Genomic DNA, 16,598 nt, shown 5'->3' on the forward strand with positions numbered 1-16,598 from the left:
AGGCAGCTGATTGACTATTTCAGGCAACACAGCAACCACTGGCTCGGCCACCGGCCAGGACACAAGACCGCCCGACCTTACTCGCCCTCCCCGCCACGATACTTGGCCGGCAGGCGGTCAAATACCTGCTGCGCCTCTGCGCGCAAGGGCTGCCATTGCGGCACGTCCTCGTCGATATCGTCCAGATAATCCTTGGCATAGGTCGGGAAAGACGCCAGCGCCGTCGCCACTGTGGCCTTTGCTTCAGCCTCCCGGCCCGCCAGTGCCAGCATCTGCGCCTTCTTCATCATCACATCCGGATAGGGACGGAATGCAGTCAGACGCTCTTCCCATTGCAGCTTCTGGGTCAGATTGGATTTGTCCGCACTCAGATAATCATCCAGCGTGCTCAGTGCATGGTAGGCAAACAGCGGGTGCTCCTCCATGATTTCCGCCAGACGCTGCTGCCGCTTGGCATCACGTGCCGGATTATCTGTTTGCGTATACAGGCCGACCAGTTCGTTATACGTCGACCAGGTCACCATCGACAGATAACCGATAAAAGCCATCCCAATCATCCACAGGCAATAAACCCACCAGCCCGCGCGGCGAGTCTGCGCCGGCGACATTGAGGCAAACACCGCCAGCATGGCCAGGAAGTATAGATACCACAGCGGGTATTCCAGCATGCTGTGAATCAGGGTCACCGCCATACAGCCCAGCGCCAGCATGCCTTCAGCCTCGGCACGCTCCGAGAAGAATGGCCATACCACCCAGGCAAAGCCACCTACCACTGCCAGGGTAATCGGCAGGCCCATCTCAGCCAGTAGTTGCAGGATCAGGTTATGGCAATTGGTAAACAGTCCGCTGTTAAAGCCTGCACTGGCAAACTGCGGTAACGGCTGCAAGCGCACGCTTTCTGCGGCATATTGCGACCAGCCCACCCCCCATAACGGATGCGACTTGAATGTCAGCCAGGCCTTGCCCATCTCGGCAATACGGCGTGAACCCATATCGTCGCCATTGGCCGCCAGACGCTCCAGCCCGGAAGCATTGGTCACGCTGGCATGGGTAAACAAGGACACCAGATGGTTGACCAGCGGCAAGGCAAACTGCGCGGCAAAAATCACAATGCACGACAGCAACATCGCCCACATCAGGCGGCGCGAGTCGGTTGCGCGCATGCGCCAGTGCCACAGCCCTCCCAACAGTGTCAGCACCAGCAAATACAGCATGGTGGTGCGAGACGCCGCATAGGCCAGCATCAGGCCAAGCCAGATCACCAGCACTGCCAGCCAGCCACGCGCCAGCCGGTCAACAGCAAACAGGTACACCCCGCTGACTACCGACCACATCAGGTAATGGGCGTACTGATTGCGCTGGCCGATGTGGCCAAAGATATTGGTTGTAGGATGGCTGCTGTCATAAAACAGCCCCAGCGTATGCGCCAGCCCGGTTAGTTGTGCCAGACCAATCAGCGACTGGATCAACCCACCCGCAATGATGGCGCGCGCCAGCCATACCGCAAATTCACGGCTGCCAAATGTTTGCTGCAGGCTATAAGCCAGGCCAGCCAGCAAGGCCACTGCCAACCAGGCCAGCGCAGTGGCATAGGTCATCCCAGGAAACAGGGCATGTACCAACTGTGGCTGCACGGCCCAAAGCAAGGCCAGCAGCAGACACCACCAGCTGGCACGGGGCACACGCTCAAACAACATGCCGCTTGGCAGCAGAAACAAAGCAGAAATCAGCATCAGCCACACCACGTTCATTTCACCGAACCACTGCGGCAGCGGCACAAAGTGAATGCGGGATGCAAAGGGCAGGATGGCAATCAGGCAAAACGCCAGCAAGGCCATGCGGCGGGAGAGCGTCGGAAAGGACATGATGGAATCAGGGCCGAAAGCAAAACAGGGAGGATACCGCATGTCAGCCGGTGAAGACACCGCCAGCCTGTCAAGGACAGCGGTGTGCATCAGATCAGAAGATGGCTTTGCGGGTGACGGGAGCGGCGACGGTCATGACGGCGGCGATGCGGCCGGCGTCAGTGTTTTTCCCATGTAACGTATACGCGTCCGCGGCATGCTGTGCTATTACTTTTAGATCCGCCAGCTCAACATATTGATAAAGAGCATAATTTGCCACGTACCGATCAACATAATCAGGATAATTTGCAATTGCAAAAATCAATGCTTCTTTTGCTTTTTCTGGCTGCCCGGCCAATGACCTCAAAATAGACAATTTGAACAAAACCTCGGGGTAAGGTCTTATTTTTTCCAACCTTTCAAAGTGATTTAACTTATAAGAGAGCTGCTCCCGTGATGGCTGCAAATAAGCCGACAATACACTGTCTGCATCATCACGCCAAAATGGATTGGAACCAAGCCGGACCAAGTGTTCAACTTTTTCCTTGTTTTCATCTACACTTGGCGATGGATAGCCATCCCTTACTACAATCCAGTAAGCGGATTGCCCAATAAAAAAATTAAGCAGGCAAAAAACACCCACAACAAAAGCAATCACTCTTACGACAGACGGACGAATCTGCATTTTTCTAAATGGCAGAGGAGAAAGCACCCCTACCACAATCAAACCAAACAAAAATGGCCAGTACCATAATGGATATTCAAACATACTGTGAATACCGATCATGGAAAAAACTGACAATAGAAAAAGATTCTCTATTGTTTGCTGCCCTCTTCTAAGATATCCAAAAGCAATCAACAACAAGAAAATCATGACAACCAGACAACCAACCAATCCCGTCTCAGCCAGCAGTTGAAATATCAAATTGTGCGACTGATTAAACAACCAACTTTCTGGGACTTTTGGCCAACCACCCAAAGCCTCCAATCGAACCGACTCTGCAGCATAGCCTCCAAGCCCCACGCCAAACAATGGGTGCAGACGAAATACTTCCCAGGCTTTACTCCATTCAATTCGTCGCCGTGCTCCTAACCCCGCATCCATCAAACGTTCAGACCCACTCGTCACGTTGATAGGCAACCCCAATGCATTAAGCAGCTGGCAAATTTGGTGGTTAAATATCTGTGCTATTGCAACCATAATAACCACCACTGAAATTGCATACACCATACGCTGCACTTTCGCATCTGCAATATTCATCCGCAGCCAAAACCACGCCAGCATGCACAATGAAAGCGAATACAATAAAATAAGCCGCGCACCAGACCAAGTAATCAATAAGACCAATACTACGCTGGCAGTGTAAAACAAAATGCTGCGCAACTTCCCAGAAGCATAGAGATAACAAGCGGCAGCCAGTCCCCAGGTCAAAAACTGAGCAAATTGGTTTCGTTGACCAATATTGCCCATTATATTCGACTGGGGATTGGCAATATCATAAAGAACAAATCCATGCAATGCCGGTGCCAATCCAATAATCTGGATATATCCCAACAGAGCCTGCAGCAAAGCTGCCACAAAGACCACAGAGCAGAGAATAACGACAAAATCAGTCCGTTTCTCTGGTAATATTTCCCTTGCAAAATACAAAGTAAATAAAAATAACAACAACAATACTGACAAATACTCTGGAACATGAAATTCACCATGCGCCGCACTTGCCAATGCAAACAACAGCAAACCCACAGAAACCACAGTCAACCGCAGCTCTACACTTTTACGGATGAAACGAAAAAACCACACCCCAAGCACCGCGATTGCGAGCGCACTGAAATACCAGTCTGAACACGGCGCATAGCGGATAAAACTGAACAATGGCAATACCAAAGCCAGTCCGATCAGGAAATGAGAAAACCTTGCCATTTTCATTATTCACCAAAAACAAAGGGGTGCTTGCGCACCCCTTATTAATCCCTACCACATTATGAATTAGCGGCAGTTGGCCGGGAGATATTGAGTCGCTATAGGCTGCGATGCAGCCTGAGCACATGTCCAAGTAACAGTACCACTAGCCAAGAGACCAGTTAGAGAGAATTGATTTGTACTCGTGGTAACGTTACCACCCACATTGCCAGCATTCATCATTACCGTCAGTACGCCATGAGTGCTATCAGTCTGGGTATAAGTAACTGAGGAAACATACTTTGTTGCTACAGAGGTAAAGCCCGCAGAAGCCTGACTACCCGGCATGGTGCCGTAGGTAATGGCAGCCTCGGAAACCGCTGTTTTGGCGGCAGCAACAGCAGCCAAACCTTCAGATACCTTGGCGCGTACGGTGTAGTCCTGATACGCCGGAATGGCGATGGCAGCCAAAATACCAATGATTGCCACAACAATCATCAGTTCGATCAGGGTAAAACCCTGCTGGATTTGTTTTTGCATTTGATGCTCCTTGAGACTACCGGCAATTAGCCGGTAAATAGTTTGGATAAAGTCCGTTACTGGAACAAGTCCAAGATACTACATCACTCGCAGCGACACTTGGTGTAAGCGTCAGCTGTAAACCGGAAGCCACAGTCGAATTAAAGGATATTGTAATAACGCTAACCCCTCCACTGGCAGCAACTTGCACATTACTGACGTAATTACCTGCAAGACTGCTTGGCAAACCGGCACTGGCATTTGTTGAAGGCCAGTAACCATTCGAAATGTAAGATTCACTTACCGAAGTCTTGGCGTGATCAGCATAAGTCAAGCCCTCTGCCACTTTCGCTCGAACGGTGTAATCCTGATACGCCGGTATCGCAATCGCAGCCAGAATGCCGATGATGGCCACAACAATCATCAGTTCGATCAAGGTAAAACCGTTATTGCCCCGCATGACCCTCTCCGTGGTATGCACTGCCTGCATAATGCAGAAAGCGTGCCAAGTAGCGGCAGCCTTTGTTTTCATGGCTGTGCTCCATCCCTCACCCTGCATAGCACGTCATCATGTGACGTTTTTTGTCAGTTCGAAGCGGCATGAGCGCCTGTGTTAGCATCCTGCCATTCATGCTTACAGGAGATCCCATGAGCAATCAGGACTGGCTGACACGCAGCCTGGCCAGCGTTTGGCACCCGTGCACCCAGATGAAACGCCACGAAACCCTGCCCATCATTCCGGTCGCCCGTGCCGAAGGGGTATGGCTGGAGGATTTTGAGGGTAACCGTTATCTGGATGCGGTCAGCTCCTGGTGGGTCAACCTGTTCGGCCATGGGCATCCACGCATCAAGCAGGCCATCCGGCAGCAACTGGATGCAGTCGAGCATGTGATGCTGGCCGGGTTTACCCACAAGCCGGTGATCGAGCTGTCAGAGCGGCTGTCGGCGCTGACTGGCCTCGGCCATGTGTTTTACGCATCTGATGGCGCGAGTGCCACCGAAATCGCCCTGAAGATGAGCTTTCATTACTGGAAGAACATCGGTCAGCCGGAAAAGTGCCGCTTCATCAGCCTGGACAATAGCTACCACGGCGAAACCGCCGGGGCTCTGGCGGTGACCGATGTCCCGCTGTTCTCCGCCACGTATGCCCCGCTGCTCAAGCCGGGTGTGCGGGTGCCGTCACCGGACACCCGTCTGGCCCGGCCGGGGCAAAGTGCGGAAGACGTAGCCAGAGCAGCCATTCGCTCGCTGGAAAACGTGCTGGCCAAGAAGGCCGGGGAGATGGCCGCCATCATTGTGGAGCCACTAGTACAGGGCGCTGCCGGCATGGCGATGTACCACCCGCTTTATCTGACTGAGCTGCGCCGGCTGTGCGACCAGTACCAGGTACACCTGATTGCCGATGAAATTGCCGTGGGCTTTGGCCGCACCGGGACACTGTTTGCCTGCGAGCAGGCTGGCATCAAACCGGACTTTCTCTGTCTGTCCAAAGGCATTACCGGGGGCTTCCTGCCACTGTCCTGTGTGCTGACCACCGATACCATCTACCAAGCTTTTTATCACGATGATGTCACCCGTGGCTTTCTGCACTCACACAGCTATACCGGTAACGCCCTGGCCTGCAGCGCAGCACTGGCGGTACTGGATATCTTTGCCGATGAAGACATCATTGTGCGCAACCGTGAACTGGCAGCCAACTTCAACGCCATACTGGCCCCGCTAGCAGTACGTGACGACGTGCGACACTTCCGCCATGTGGGCATGATCTGGGCCTTTGATGTCGACAGCCCACGCGCGGACTTTGCACAGGCATTTTTCTCGGCCATGCTGAAGCAAGGCTGCCTGGTAAGGCCCATTGGCAAAACGGTGTATTTCATGCCGCCCTATATCATGCAACCCGAGGAGATGGAGCAACTGTTCCAGGCCACTTGTACGGTGCTGGATGCGCTACATCAAGAAAGCAATGTGTTGACCGGGCCGGCAACCGCCCTGCCGTGAGTATTACCTTGCCTTGGCGGGCTTGATTCAAATAGCATGGCGTATGCATGATGCGGGAAAGCGTGGCTCAGCACGGCTTTCCTGCTCCCCACCGCCTGTTTTACCCGCCTTGCAATAGGATGCACGATGCAGCTTGCCTTGCCCGCTCTGGATATGGATCCGAGATTGGTAGATACCAACCCTGACAGCGTCGCCAGCTGGGTAGAACGCTTGCCGTATACCGACCTGCACGAATGCGGTCGGCAGATGCTGGATGCCCTGCGCGGCCTCAGCCGCACGCCCATGGAAGTCGGCAACCGCCACAAGCTGTTGCTGCAATACCTGAAGGGGCTGGACCGCTACTACCCGGCACTGGAAAGCGACATCATCCAGACCGACCTGACCTCGGCACCGCGCACCCGCCAGTTGGCCATGCTGGGTGAGGCACTGTTCGAAGCCGTCTTCGTCGCCTTCAAGCTGACCTTGACCGAGCGGCTGGCCAAGCGCGGCCTGCTTGAGCGGGAACAGCAACGTATTGAACTACTGCTGTACACCATGATGGCCGCCCGCCAGTTGCTGAGCATCTGCTGCCAGAGCTACAGTCCTCCGCCGGCCCATTTCTGGTACGACTGTCACCAGCTGTACAGCTTTGCACTGGCACGCGGCTGGCAGGACCGGCATCTGGAAAACGACGACTCTCCTGCGGCCATTTACCGACAGATTCTGCTGCTGGGGCTGACCTCAACCAACCGGCTGTCCATGCCGGAATTACTGGTAGCCAAGCAGTTGATCATGGATCTGGCCCACCAGGCCGGTCTGATACCAGTAGAAGCCATCCATGGCCAGGCGCACGGTTATCTGGTGGATGCCAGCCGTGACGAACCGCCACGCTTCATGCGCATCCAGGCAGACACCCTGGACGCCGGCTGTTACCTGCTTGATCTCACGCCAGCCATTACCGTGCTGTCCCATAGCATCGAGCAACTCACCAAGGTGCAGAACACCAGCACCAATCCCAGCCAGACCCAGGATGAGCTGAGCCTGTTGCAGTCGCTGGCCGCCGAATGGCAGCAGCCACGCCGTCGGCGTCACCAGCGGCTTCCCATTCAGGAAGTGATCGAACTGATTTCCACCGTTCCGTCCATCTGGTATCGCAGCAACGGCATGAGCTGGATCCAGAACGGCAACGAGCAATCCGCACCACCACCGACTACCCGTGCCCCGCCGCCCCCCAGCCTGTTCGTGGTGGTGAACCAGAGCGCCACCGGCTACCTGCTGCGCGGCCAGCCGCGTGGGCAGACATTGCGCGCCGGCGAGGCCATTCTGCTGACCCAGCCGGGCAAGCCGGACTCGGCACAGCTGTGCATGGTCTGCTGGGTATCGCTGTTGCCCGATGGCGTGGATGTGGAATGCGGGGTGGAAATCGTTGGCAGCCAGCCTCAGGCGGTGATGGTCATCCCCACCATCACCCACCCGGCCGACGCCCCCCAATTTGCCTTGCGTCTGCCAGCCATTCCCCTGCTGCGTCGTCCTGCCCTTCTGCTGATGCAGGGACGACTGTTCAGCCGCCTGCGTGAATTCCGCCTGTGGAACGACAAGGGTGAAGAACTGATCCGTACCTCACGACTGGACAAACAGTCACCGCATTTCCAGCTGATGGAATATCGCGACAGCGACCATTTCTGAGCCCGGTCACTGCGCCACGGCCGGGCAGTTTGCGGTACACTGACAGGCTTGATATTCATTGCCTGCAGGGGATTTTGTATGCGTTCGGTGATTCATGCCGCCAGCCGTATCGTGGTGAAAGTGGGCTCCAGCCTGGTAACCAATGACGGCAAAGGACTGGATCTGGCCGCACTGGCGCGCTGGGCTGCCGAAATTGCCGAACTGAAGCGGCGCGGCAAACAGGTGGTGCTGGTTTCCAGCGGCGCCATTGCCGAAGGCTGTCAGCGTCTGGGCTGGTCGGTACGTCCCAAGGGGGTACATGAGCTGCAGGCCGCCGCCGCCGTCGGCCAGATGGGTTTGTGCCAGGCTTATGAAACCGCCTTCCGTGCCTTTGGCCTGAAAACCGCCCAGATCCTGCTGACCCATGAAGATCTTGCGGACCGCACCCGCTATCTGAACGCCCGTAGCACCCTCACCACCCTGCTCAACCTCAATGTCGTTCCCATCATCAACGAGAACGACACCGTGGTGACTGACGAAATCCGCTTTGGCGACAACGACACACTGGGCGCACTGGTCACCAACCTGATTGAAGCCGATGCGCTGATCATCCTCACCGATCAGCAAGGCCTGTATACCGCAGACCCGCGCAAACACCCGGACGCCGTCTTTGTGCACGAGGCACAGGCGGGCGATGCCACGCTGGAAGACATGGCCGGCGGTGTCGGTTCCAGTGTGGGCACCGGTGGCATGATCACCAAGATTCTGGCCGCCAAACGCTCCGCCCGCAGCGGTGCCGCCACCGTCATCGCCTGCGGGCGCGAACACGATGTGCTGTCACGGCTGGCCGATGGCGAAGGCATCGGTACCCAGCTGCTGGCACCGACCAACCGCATGGCGGCGCGCAAGCAGTGGCTGGCCGACCATCTGAAGCTGACTGGTCGCATCGTACTGGATCATGGTGCGGCACAGGCAGTACGCGAACGCGGCACCAGCCTGCTGCCGGTGGGTGTTACCGCCATTGATGGCGACTTCCTGCGCGGGGAGGCCGTGGCCTGCGTCGACCAGCAAGGTGAGGAAGTGGCCCGTGGTCTGGTGAACTACAGCTCGGACGAGGCCCGCTTGATCATGAAGAAAACCACCCGCGAAATCGAAGCCACCCTGGGCTATATGGTGGAGCCTGAGCTGATCCATCGCGACAATATGGTTACGCTGTGATCCCGCCGACGCTTCCGCTGAAAAAAGCCCGCATGATGCGGGCTTTTTTCATGCATTGCTGCACACGGCAAAGATCTAGTCCTGATCAGTCTCGGACAAGGTCTGTGCTGGCATTTCTTTTGCACGGCGCAGCTCCAGCGAGCGGGCAATCACATAAGCCATCATCGAGCACAGGAAAAACAGCAGCATGATCAGCGCAATGGAGCGCAAGGTTTCCGTCAATGCATTCCACAGCTCCAGCAGCCAGCGTGCACCGGTAATTTCCAGCTGCGTGCTGCCCTTGCCGGCTGATGGCGGCAGGTATTGCTCCAGATTCCAAGGCCGTACCCCGCCAGAGATACCCGCCACCAGAATGGCAAAGCTGATGTAGCGACGCCAGGCATCTGCCAGATCCTGTCCCAGCGTGCGCTGCAGGATTTTATGGACAGCGGGGTCGAAGAAGCGCACTACCGCCAGCGAAGCGGCCAGCGCCACCACGACAATGGCGACAAACAGTGCATAAAACATGATGTTCCCTTTCTGGAATACCAAAACAAGAAGGCTCAAGAGCAATCAGTTGCCAGCAACCCGTGCGGTGCCGGCACAGCCTGCTGCCACTCAGGCAGCCTGTTCCTGCAGCAGGCGGGCAAAGCGCTGTAATACGGCGGCCGCTTGCGGTGTCGGGCGCAGTTGCGCGCGCAACTGTTCTGCCGGCTGTCCTGCCGCTTGTAAGGTGGGTGCCAGATGTGCCAGATAGGCGTCCATGGCTGCCGTATCAAACTCGGGATGAAACTGCACGCCCCAGGCCGACCCGACGCGGAAGGCATGGTTGGGTTCGAAATCATTGGCCGCCAGCCTTACCGCACCGGGCGGCAGTGTGCTGACCGACTGCCAGTGGATGACCGCAGCCGGGAAGCTGGGCGGCAGGTCGGCAAAAATCGGATCTTCTGCCGCCGCTGGCAACAAGCGGACATCCACCACACCAGCCTCCGGCCCTTGCGGGTGATAGGCAACCTGGCCGCCCAGCGCATCAGCCAGCAGCTGGTGACCATAGCAGATGCCCAGCACCGGCATGTCTTGGGCGATGGCGGCACGCAGCCAGTTGGCCGTGCTCACGCTCCAGTCTTCGTAGTCGCTGACCATGGCCGGCGAGCCGGTCAGCACCGCACCGGCACATTCACTGACCGGCGGCAGGGTTTCGCCCTGCTGCACATCTACCACGCGCCAGTCGCCGGGTTCACCACCCAGCTCACGGGTAATCCAGTCTTCGAAATCGCCCAGTTGGGCAGCCAGCGCCGGGTAGGTGCGGCCCGTCTTGATGATGATTTTCTGCATATGCCTAGTCTTTCAATGGCAGGCCGAAATGGGTGTAGGCCAGTGCCGTTGCCATCCGTCCGCGCGGGGTACGCTGCAGATAGCCTTGCTGGATCAGGAAGGGTTCGATCACGTCTTCGATGGTGTCGGTGGATTCGCCAATGGCAGCGCCAACATTGTCTAGCCCCACCGGGCCGCCACCAAATTTTTCCAGAATGGCGGCAAGCAATTTGCGGTCCATCACGTCCAGCCCTGCCGGGTCCACATCCAGCATGGCCAGTGCGGCATCGGCCACCTGGGCGGTGACAATGCCGTCGGACTTCACTTCGGCATAGTCGCGCACCCGGCGCAGCAGGCGGTTGGCGATACGCGGTGTGCCGCGCGAACGGCGAGCCACTTCGAAAGCGCCATCCGGGCCCAGTGTCACATTCAACAGGCCGGCGGAGCGGCTGACAATCTTGGTCAGTTCCTCGGCGGTGTAGAACTCCAGCCGTGCCACAATACCGAAACGGTCGCGCAAGGGGTTGGTCAACATGCCGGCGCGGGTGGTGGCACCGATCAGGGTGAAGGGCGGCAGGTCCAGCTTGACCGAGCGCGCGGCAGGGCCTTCACCGATCATGATGTCGATCTGGTAATCCTCCAGCGCCGGGTAGAGGATTTCTTCCACTACCGGGCTCAGGCGGTGGATTTCGTCGATGAACAGCACATCGTGCGGCTCCAGATTGGTCAGCAGGGCTGCCAGGTCGCCGGCGCGTTCCAGTACCGGGCCGGAGGTCTGACGCAGATTGACGCCCATCTCGCGCGCCACGATATGCGCCAGCGTGGTCTTGCCCAGGCCAGGCGGGCCGAACAGCAGCACATGGTCCAGCGCCTCGCCACGGCGCTTGGCCGCCTCGATGAAGATTTCCAGCTGCTCGCGCGCCTTCTTCTGGCCAACATACTCGTCCAGCAGCTTGGGGCGCAGGGCGCGCTCCAACGCTTCTTCCTGGGTGGACAGGCTCTGCTGGGTAACAATGCGTCGCTCGGGTGCGCCGCCAATCAGTTGGTCGGTTTCAATCATGTGCGCTGCAGTAATGCCGGAATCTTGAATCCGTCCATCTTACCACTGCGCTATACTGGCCGCTGGCCGACGCGCATTGCGCGGCCTTGCTTACGTCTTCAGGGCGGGGTGCAACTCCCCACCGGCGGTATGGCCTGCCTGTGCAGGTCGAGCCCGCGAGCGCCTTTTTCGGCTGAAAAAGGGTCAGCAGATCTGGTGCGATGCCAGAGCCGACGGTAATAGTCCGGATGAAAGAAGATGACAGCAGCGCCAGCCTGGCCATACCGGACTGGCGTAGTCCTGTCCGGGTGCCATGCTGCGCCGGTCTTGGCCATGGCCAAGGCCGACAGCCATATTGTGCCCTGCGCTGACTGCACCACATGGTGCAGCTGTGCGTTTTCACGCCCTGAAACGTGTTTCTCTGACTTTATCGAGGACCGTTTCATGTCATACCCACACAGCACCCATCTGCCATCACGCCTTGCCACTGCTCTCGCGGCCCTGCGTCAGGGCCTGCCCGTCATTGTCAGCGACGATGACGACCGCGAAAACGAAGCCGATCTGATCATGGCCGCCGATAACATCAGTCAGCCGGAAATGGCGCGCATGATTCGTGATGGCAGTGGTATTGTCTGCCTGTGCCTGACGTCAGAGCACGCAGCCCGGCTGCAACTGGCCCCCATGGTGCAGTACAACGGCAGCCGCTATGGCACGGCGTTTACCGTCAGCATCGAGGCCACTCAAGGGGTCAGCACCGGCGTATCCGCCGCCGACCGCGTCACCACCATCCGCGCTGCTATTGCCCCCCACGCCAAGCCACAAGACCTGGCCCGCCCCGGCCATGTGTTTCCGCTAATTGCCCGCCCCGGCGGCGTGCTGGAGCGGCGTGGCCATACCGAAGCGGCGGTGGAGCTGGCCACACTGGCCGGTTTCAGTCCGGCGGGGGTGTTGTGCGAGCTAATGAATCCGGACGGCAGCATGATGCGCGGCCAGCAGTTGACCGCCTATGCCGCGCAGCACGGCCTGCCCATGCTGACCGTGGCCGAGCTGGCCGACTGGCGTTGCCAGCAGCAAGCTGAACAGCAGGCCGCCGTCTGCGCCTGATGGCATTCTGAAACGAGCAAGGCCAGCGGCATGCCGCTGGCCTTGTTGCTTGCCGATAGCCGGAACACAGCCCGCGTGGAACACTAACCCTTCATCAGGTTCTTCAGTGCCAGCCTTACCCCGTCGCTCACGGTCACATCTGCCGGCAGGCCCTTGGTGGCAGCTGCCGCTTCCTTCTCGTTGTAACCCAGCGCCAGCAGCGCATTGACGATATCGCTCTTGTCATCCGGCGTCGCCGCAAACGGCAGGCCGCCCGGCACCGCCAGATTGCTACCGGTGGCCAGCTTGCCACGCAGCTCCAGCACCAGCCGTTCGGCGGTTTTCTTGCCGATGCCGGGTACCGAGGACAGCCGCTTGAGGTCTTCGCTGGCAACGGCCACCGCCAGTTCGTCCGCCGTCATGCCGGACAAAATGGCCAGCGCAATCTTGGCACCGATGCCACTCACCTTGATCAGCTGGCGGAAGGTCTGCCGCTCCTCCTTGCTGGCAAAACCAAACAGCAGATGGGCATCTTCGCGCACTACCAGATGGGTGAACAGCGTGGTTTTCTGTCCCAGCACAGGCAGTTGGTAAAAAGTGGTCATCGGCACATCCACTTCGTAACCGACGCCGTTGACATCCACCACCACTTGCGGTGGCAGTTTTTCGATAAGGGTGCCGCTGAGGCGTCCGATCATGACAAGAATTCTCCAGAATGAAATACCGCTCAGGCCAGCAGCAAAGCCACGGCCAGCAGCAGCGGAAACAGATTGGCCGCCATGATGGTGGCGATGATGGCCGGACGCAAGCGCGCCGGTTCGGCTGCATGCCACCACAGCTGCCCGCTGGCATACAACGATAGCGGCAGCGTGAGCAGGCCAAGCGCGGCAGTTACCGGTAACAACTGCCACCATAGCAATATGGCCAGCACGCCATAAGCCAGTTCCACCAGCAGGCCATAACCTGCGCGTGCCTGCGTCAGCGGCAGCCGTACTACCCAATGCCATTTACCGGCCAACCGGTCGGCCTCGCGATCAGGAAACTGGTTGATATACAGCAGCAGGCTGGTGAGTACAGCAAATGGCAGGCTGGCCCACAGCAAGGACGGCAACCAGTTACCACTCAGCAATACCGCCATGCCCTGTGGCAACAATAAAAAGCACGCAGCCACACTCAATTCACCCAGACCACGGCTGTTAAGCCGCAATGGCGGGGCCGAATAGCCCCAGCCCAGCACCACCCCGGCAAAACCGATCAGCAGCAAGGGCAGTCCTCGCAAACTGACCAGATACAAGCCGCCAGCAATAACCAGCGCAAACAGACCATAAGCCAGGCGCTGCATCTGCATGACACTGAGGACGCCGTTCTGGATGAAGCGGCTGCCACCGGTAAAGGGAAACAGCCGCGCCGTATTTGCAGCATCCGTGCCATTGTGATGGTCGGCCACATCATTGATGACATTAACTGCGGCATGGGTGAGCAAGGCCAGCAACAGGCCCAGCAGTGCCAGCGGCCAGTGTTGTTGTATGGCCGGCCAGCCGCTGCCGGCTACACCCAACAGCGCCCCGGCCAGCGTGATGCTGAGAAAAGCAGGCCGCGTGGCCAGCCACCAGCGGGCCGGATGGTGTGCCAGGGCGGTGGCCTGCGGTTCGATGGCAACAGGGGAAGACGACATGGAAGACTCCGTCAGGATGATGCCCACAGCATAGCGCAGTCAGTCCTGGCTGTGCCTGCCCTATACCAGTCGGCCACCACGGACTTTCAGCCCCTGCCGCGCCAGTTGGCCGATGGCACCGCCGCTGAGATTGGCATGCGCCAAGGCCACCGCCAGCGCATCGGCCGCGTCGGCCTGTGGCGTGCCGGACAGATTGAGCATGCGCACCACCATGTGCTGCACCTGCTCCTTGGCCGCCTTGCCGTGCCCGACCACCGACTGCTTCACCTGCAAGGCGGTGTAGTCCGATACGGCGAGGTTGCGCAACACCAGCGCCGACACGCAGGCCCCGCGTGCCTGGCCCAGCATCAGCGTGGCCGCCGGATTAACGTTGACGAAAACCTGTTCGATGGCGGCTTCGTGTGGCTGATAGGTGTCGATCACGCCGAACAGCCCATCGATGATCACCTTGATACGCTCCGCCAAGGGTGCGCCCTGCGGGGTGCGGATGCAGCCAGAAGCCACATAGTGACGCTGCTGGCCCACCAGATCGATTACCCCGAAGCCAGTGATGCGACTACCGGGGTCCACCCCCAGAATGCGCCGACTCACGCCGACCAACCTGCAGCAATGGCATCGGCCTCGGCCAGCCGCTCCGGCGTGCCCACATCCAGCCACAGTCCATCCAGCCGGCTACCACTCACCTGCCCTTCCGCCATGGCGGCACGCAGCAGCGGTGCCAGCTTGGCGGGTTGGCCGGCGGGTGTGGTGGCAAACAAGGCCGGGTGGTAGGCAGCGATGCCGGAAAAAGTCAGCCCGTTGCCTGCTTGCGGGCCAGGCGACAGCAGGCCGTTGTCCTGAAGGCCGAAATCACCAGCCGGATTGTGCGGCGGGTTGTCCACCAGCAGCAGGTGGGCCAGCCGGGTCTGGCCATCCAGTTGCCGCGCAGCCTGCGCGAGCACGGCAAAATCGACATCGCTCAGTACATCACCATTCACCACCAGAAAGGGCACATCGCCCAGCAAGGGCAGCGCGGTGGCAATGCCGCCCGCCGTTTCCAGCGCACTGGCTTCCGGCGAATAGGCGATTTCCACGCCAAAGCGGCTGCCGTCACCCAGCACCTGCTCGATCTGCGCCCCCAGCCAGGCGTGGTTGATCACCAACTGGCGAATACCGGCTGCGGCCAGGCGACGGATATGCCATTCAATCAAGGGCCTGCCACCGACCAACAGCAAGGGCTTGGGCGTGTGGTCGGTCAAGGGACGCATGCGCTCGCCACGACCGGCCGCCAGAATCATCGCTTTCATGCCCACCACATCAACCCTTGACACTCAGCACCGGATAGGCTGACTGCAGCTCGGCATCGGTGTCATCCTTGCCCACCAGCTCCAGCAGCAGTTGGTAGATCGGGGCCAGTTCCTGATAACGGCGCGTGGTGCGCTTGAGGTACTTGATGAAGCGCGGAATCTCGCTGCGGTACTTTTCCTTGCCGTCGCGGTGGTAAAGTCTTGCAAAGATTCCGGCCACTTTCAGATGGCGCTGCACACCCATCCACTCGAAATCGCGGTAGAAATCATCCACGCTTTCCGGCACCGGCAGGCCGACTGCACGGGCTTTTTCCCAGTAACGGATGGCGATATCCAGCACGAAATCCTCTTCCCATTCGATGAAAGCATCGCGCAGCAAGGACACCAGATCGTAGCTGATGGGGCCATACACCGCGTCCTGGAAATCCAGCACACCGGGGCGTTCCGTCGTCAGCATCAGGTTACGGACAATAAAATCGCGGTGCACGTAAACCTTGCTTTGCGGCAGGATGGCCGCCAGCAATTTTTCACAGCCAGCATCCCACAACTGGCGTTGGGCATAGTTGAGCGGCTTGCCCAGTTCCTTGGCGCAGAACCACTCGGGAAACAGGCTGAGTTCACGGCGCAGCAAGGCTTCGTCGTACTCCGGCAGCACGCCGGGCTGGCTGGCCTGTTGCAGTTGCACCAGGGTGTCCACCGCCTCCAGCAGCAGATGACGATGCACCAACGGGCGGGCATCGTGCTCCAGCGCCGCCAGCAGGGTCACCTTGCCCAGATCCTCCAGCAGAATGAAGCCCTGATCGCGATCACGCGCGATGATTTCTGGCACGTTCACCATGGCAAACACCTCGCATACCTTGACGTAGGCGTCGGTGTTCATCTTCTCTGGCGGGGCATCCATCACGATGCGCGAAGTGCCATCGGGAAAGTGTGCACGGAAGTAGCGGCGGAAGTCGGCATCGGCGGCGGCAAACTCCACCAGGATGTCGGTTTGCGGATACAGGCTGGAGAGCCAGCTCTTGAGTTGTTCCAAACGTTGCATGTCGGTTCGTCACGATGCTGATAGAATCGTGTGATTTTATACTGCCCACCTGTC

The 16,598-nt window shown here is 58.6% G+C and carries 16 protein-coding genes and 1 riboswitch; of the genes, 4 read left to right on the plus strand and 12 right to left on the minus strand.

The window, feature by feature from the left end; all coding sequences use genetic code 11:
• Positions 1–77 precede the first annotated feature (77 nt).
• The 4 genes from GSR16_RS18500 to GSR16_RS21385 form a co-directional block, all read right to left on the minus strand.
• Positions 78–1,865 (minus strand): PglL family O-oligosaccharyltransferase, encoded by a 1,788-nt coding sequence (locus tag GSR16_RS18500; RefSeq protein WP_159879944.1) that lies wholly within the window; start codon positions 1,863–1,865, stop codon positions 78–80.
• A gap of 94 nt (positions 1,866–1,959) precedes the next feature.
• On the minus strand, positions 1,960–3,774 hold the full coding sequence (locus GSR16_RS18505; RefSeq protein WP_159879946.1) for a PglL family O-oligosaccharyltransferase: 1,815 nt from the start codon (positions 3,772–3,774) through the stop codon (positions 1,960–1,962).
• A 60-nt stretch (positions 3,775–3,834) separates the two neighbouring features.
• Positions 3,835–4,287 (minus strand): pilin, encoded by a 453-nt coding sequence (locus GSR16_RS18510; protein WP_159879948.1) that lies wholly within the window; start codon positions 4,285–4,287, stop codon positions 3,835–3,837.
• Positions 4,288–4,303: 16 nt separating this feature from the next.
• Positions 4,304–4,798 (minus strand): pilin, encoded by a 495-nt coding sequence (locus GSR16_RS21385; protein WP_276608560.1) that lies wholly within the window; start codon positions 4,796–4,798, stop codon positions 4,304–4,306.
• A 116-nt stretch (positions 4,799–4,914) separates the two neighbouring features.
• Here GSR16_RS21385 and GSR16_RS18520 point away from each other — a divergent pair, with 116 nt between their 5' ends.
• The 3 genes from GSR16_RS18520 to proB all read left to right on the plus strand — a co-directional run bounded on the left by GSR16_RS18520 (position 4,915) and on the right by proB (position 9,126).
• Positions 4,915–6,264, plus strand: a complete 1,350-nt coding sequence (locus tag GSR16_RS18520; RefSeq protein WP_159879950.1) for an adenosylmethionine--8-amino-7-oxononanoate transaminase — start codon at positions 4,915–4,917, stop codon at positions 6,262–6,264.
• Between the two features lie 165 nt (positions 6,265–6,429).
• Complete coding sequence (locus GSR16_RS18525; RefSeq protein ID WP_159879952.1) at positions 6,430–7,929, plus strand: hypothetical protein; 1,500 nt, start codon at positions 6,430–6,432, stop codon at positions 7,927–7,929.
• A 78-nt stretch (positions 7,930–8,007) separates the two neighbouring features.
• Positions 8,008–9,126 (plus strand): glutamate 5-kinase, encoded by a 1,119-nt coding sequence (gene proB, locus GSR16_RS18530; protein WP_159879954.1) that lies wholly within the window; start codon positions 8,008–8,010, stop codon positions 9,124–9,126.
• Between the two features lie 75 nt (positions 9,127–9,201).
• On the opposite strand, the gene GSR16_RS18535 is transcribed toward proB, so the two are convergent.
• The 3 genes from GSR16_RS18535 to ruvB all read right to left on the minus strand — a co-directional run bounded on the left by GSR16_RS18535 (position 9,202) and on the right by ruvB (position 11,479).
• The gene (locus GSR16_RS18535) at positions 9,202–9,633 is read right to left on the minus strand and encodes a hypothetical protein (protein ID WP_159879956.1); all 432 of its coding nucleotides are present in this window, start codon (positions 9,631–9,633) and stop codon (positions 9,202–9,204) included.
• A gap of 90 nt (positions 9,634–9,723) precedes the next feature.
• On the minus strand, positions 9,724–10,440 hold the full coding sequence (locus GSR16_RS18540) for a glutamine amidotransferase (RefSeq protein WP_159879958.1): 717 nt from the start codon (positions 10,438–10,440) through the stop codon (positions 9,724–9,726).
• Between the two features lie 4 nt (positions 10,441–10,444).
• Positions 10,445–11,479, minus strand: coding sequence for a Holliday junction branch migration DNA helicase RuvB (gene ruvB, locus GSR16_RS18545; RefSeq protein WP_159879960.1), 1,035 nt, complete (start codon positions 11,477–11,479; stop codon positions 10,445–10,447).
• Positions 11,480–11,569: 90 nt separating this feature from the next.
• Positions 11,570–11,722, plus strand: a riboswitch (FMN riboswitch).
• Between the two features lie 180 nt (positions 11,723–11,902).
• Here ruvB and ribB point away from each other — a divergent pair.
• Complete coding sequence (ribB, locus tag GSR16_RS18550; RefSeq protein WP_159879962.1) at positions 11,903–12,562, plus strand: 3,4-dihydroxy-2-butanone-4-phosphate synthase; 660 nt, start codon at positions 11,903–11,905, stop codon at positions 12,560–12,562.
• An 83-nt stretch (positions 12,563–12,645) separates the two neighbouring features.
• Here ribB and ruvA read toward each other — a convergent pair whose 3' ends face one another.
• From ruvA to amgK, 5 genes are read right to left on the minus strand one after another with little or no spacing between them, the layout of a single operon-like run.
• Positions 12,646–13,239, minus strand: coding sequence for a Holliday junction branch migration protein RuvA (gene ruvA / locus GSR16_RS18555; RefSeq protein WP_159879964.1), 594 nt, complete (start codon positions 13,237–13,239; stop codon positions 12,646–12,648).
• Between the two features lie 29 nt (positions 13,240–13,268).
• The gene (locus GSR16_RS18560) at positions 13,269–14,216 is read right to left on the minus strand and encodes a prenyltransferase (protein ID WP_159879966.1); all 948 of its coding nucleotides are present in this window, start codon (positions 14,214–14,216) and stop codon (positions 13,269–13,271) included.
• Between the two features lie 60 nt (positions 14,217–14,276).
• Positions 14,277–14,807 (minus strand): crossover junction endodeoxyribonuclease RuvC, encoded by a 531-nt coding sequence (gene ruvC / locus GSR16_RS18565; protein ID WP_159879968.1) that lies wholly within the window; start codon positions 14,805–14,807, stop codon positions 14,277–14,279.
• Entirely contained in the window at positions 14,804–15,502 is a 699-nt protein-coding gene (gene murU, locus GSR16_RS18570; protein ID WP_159879970.1) for an N-acetylmuramate alpha-1-phosphate uridylyltransferase MurU, read from the minus strand. Before murU ends, ruvC begins: the two co-directional genes overlap by 4 nt.
• A gap of 10 nt (positions 15,503–15,512) precedes the next feature.
• On the minus strand, positions 15,513–16,544 hold the full coding sequence (gene amgK / locus GSR16_RS18575; protein ID WP_159879972.1) for an N-acetylmuramate/N-acetylglucosamine kinase AmgK: 1,032 nt from the start codon (positions 16,542–16,544) through the stop codon (positions 15,513–15,515).
• Between the last annotated feature and the right edge of the window lie 54 nt (positions 16,545–16,598).

Source organism: Aquitalea denitrificans, assembly GCF_009856625.1.
Taxonomy (GTDB): Bacteria; Pseudomonadota; Gammaproteobacteria; order Burkholderiales; family Chromobacteriaceae; genus Aquitalea; species Aquitalea denitrificans.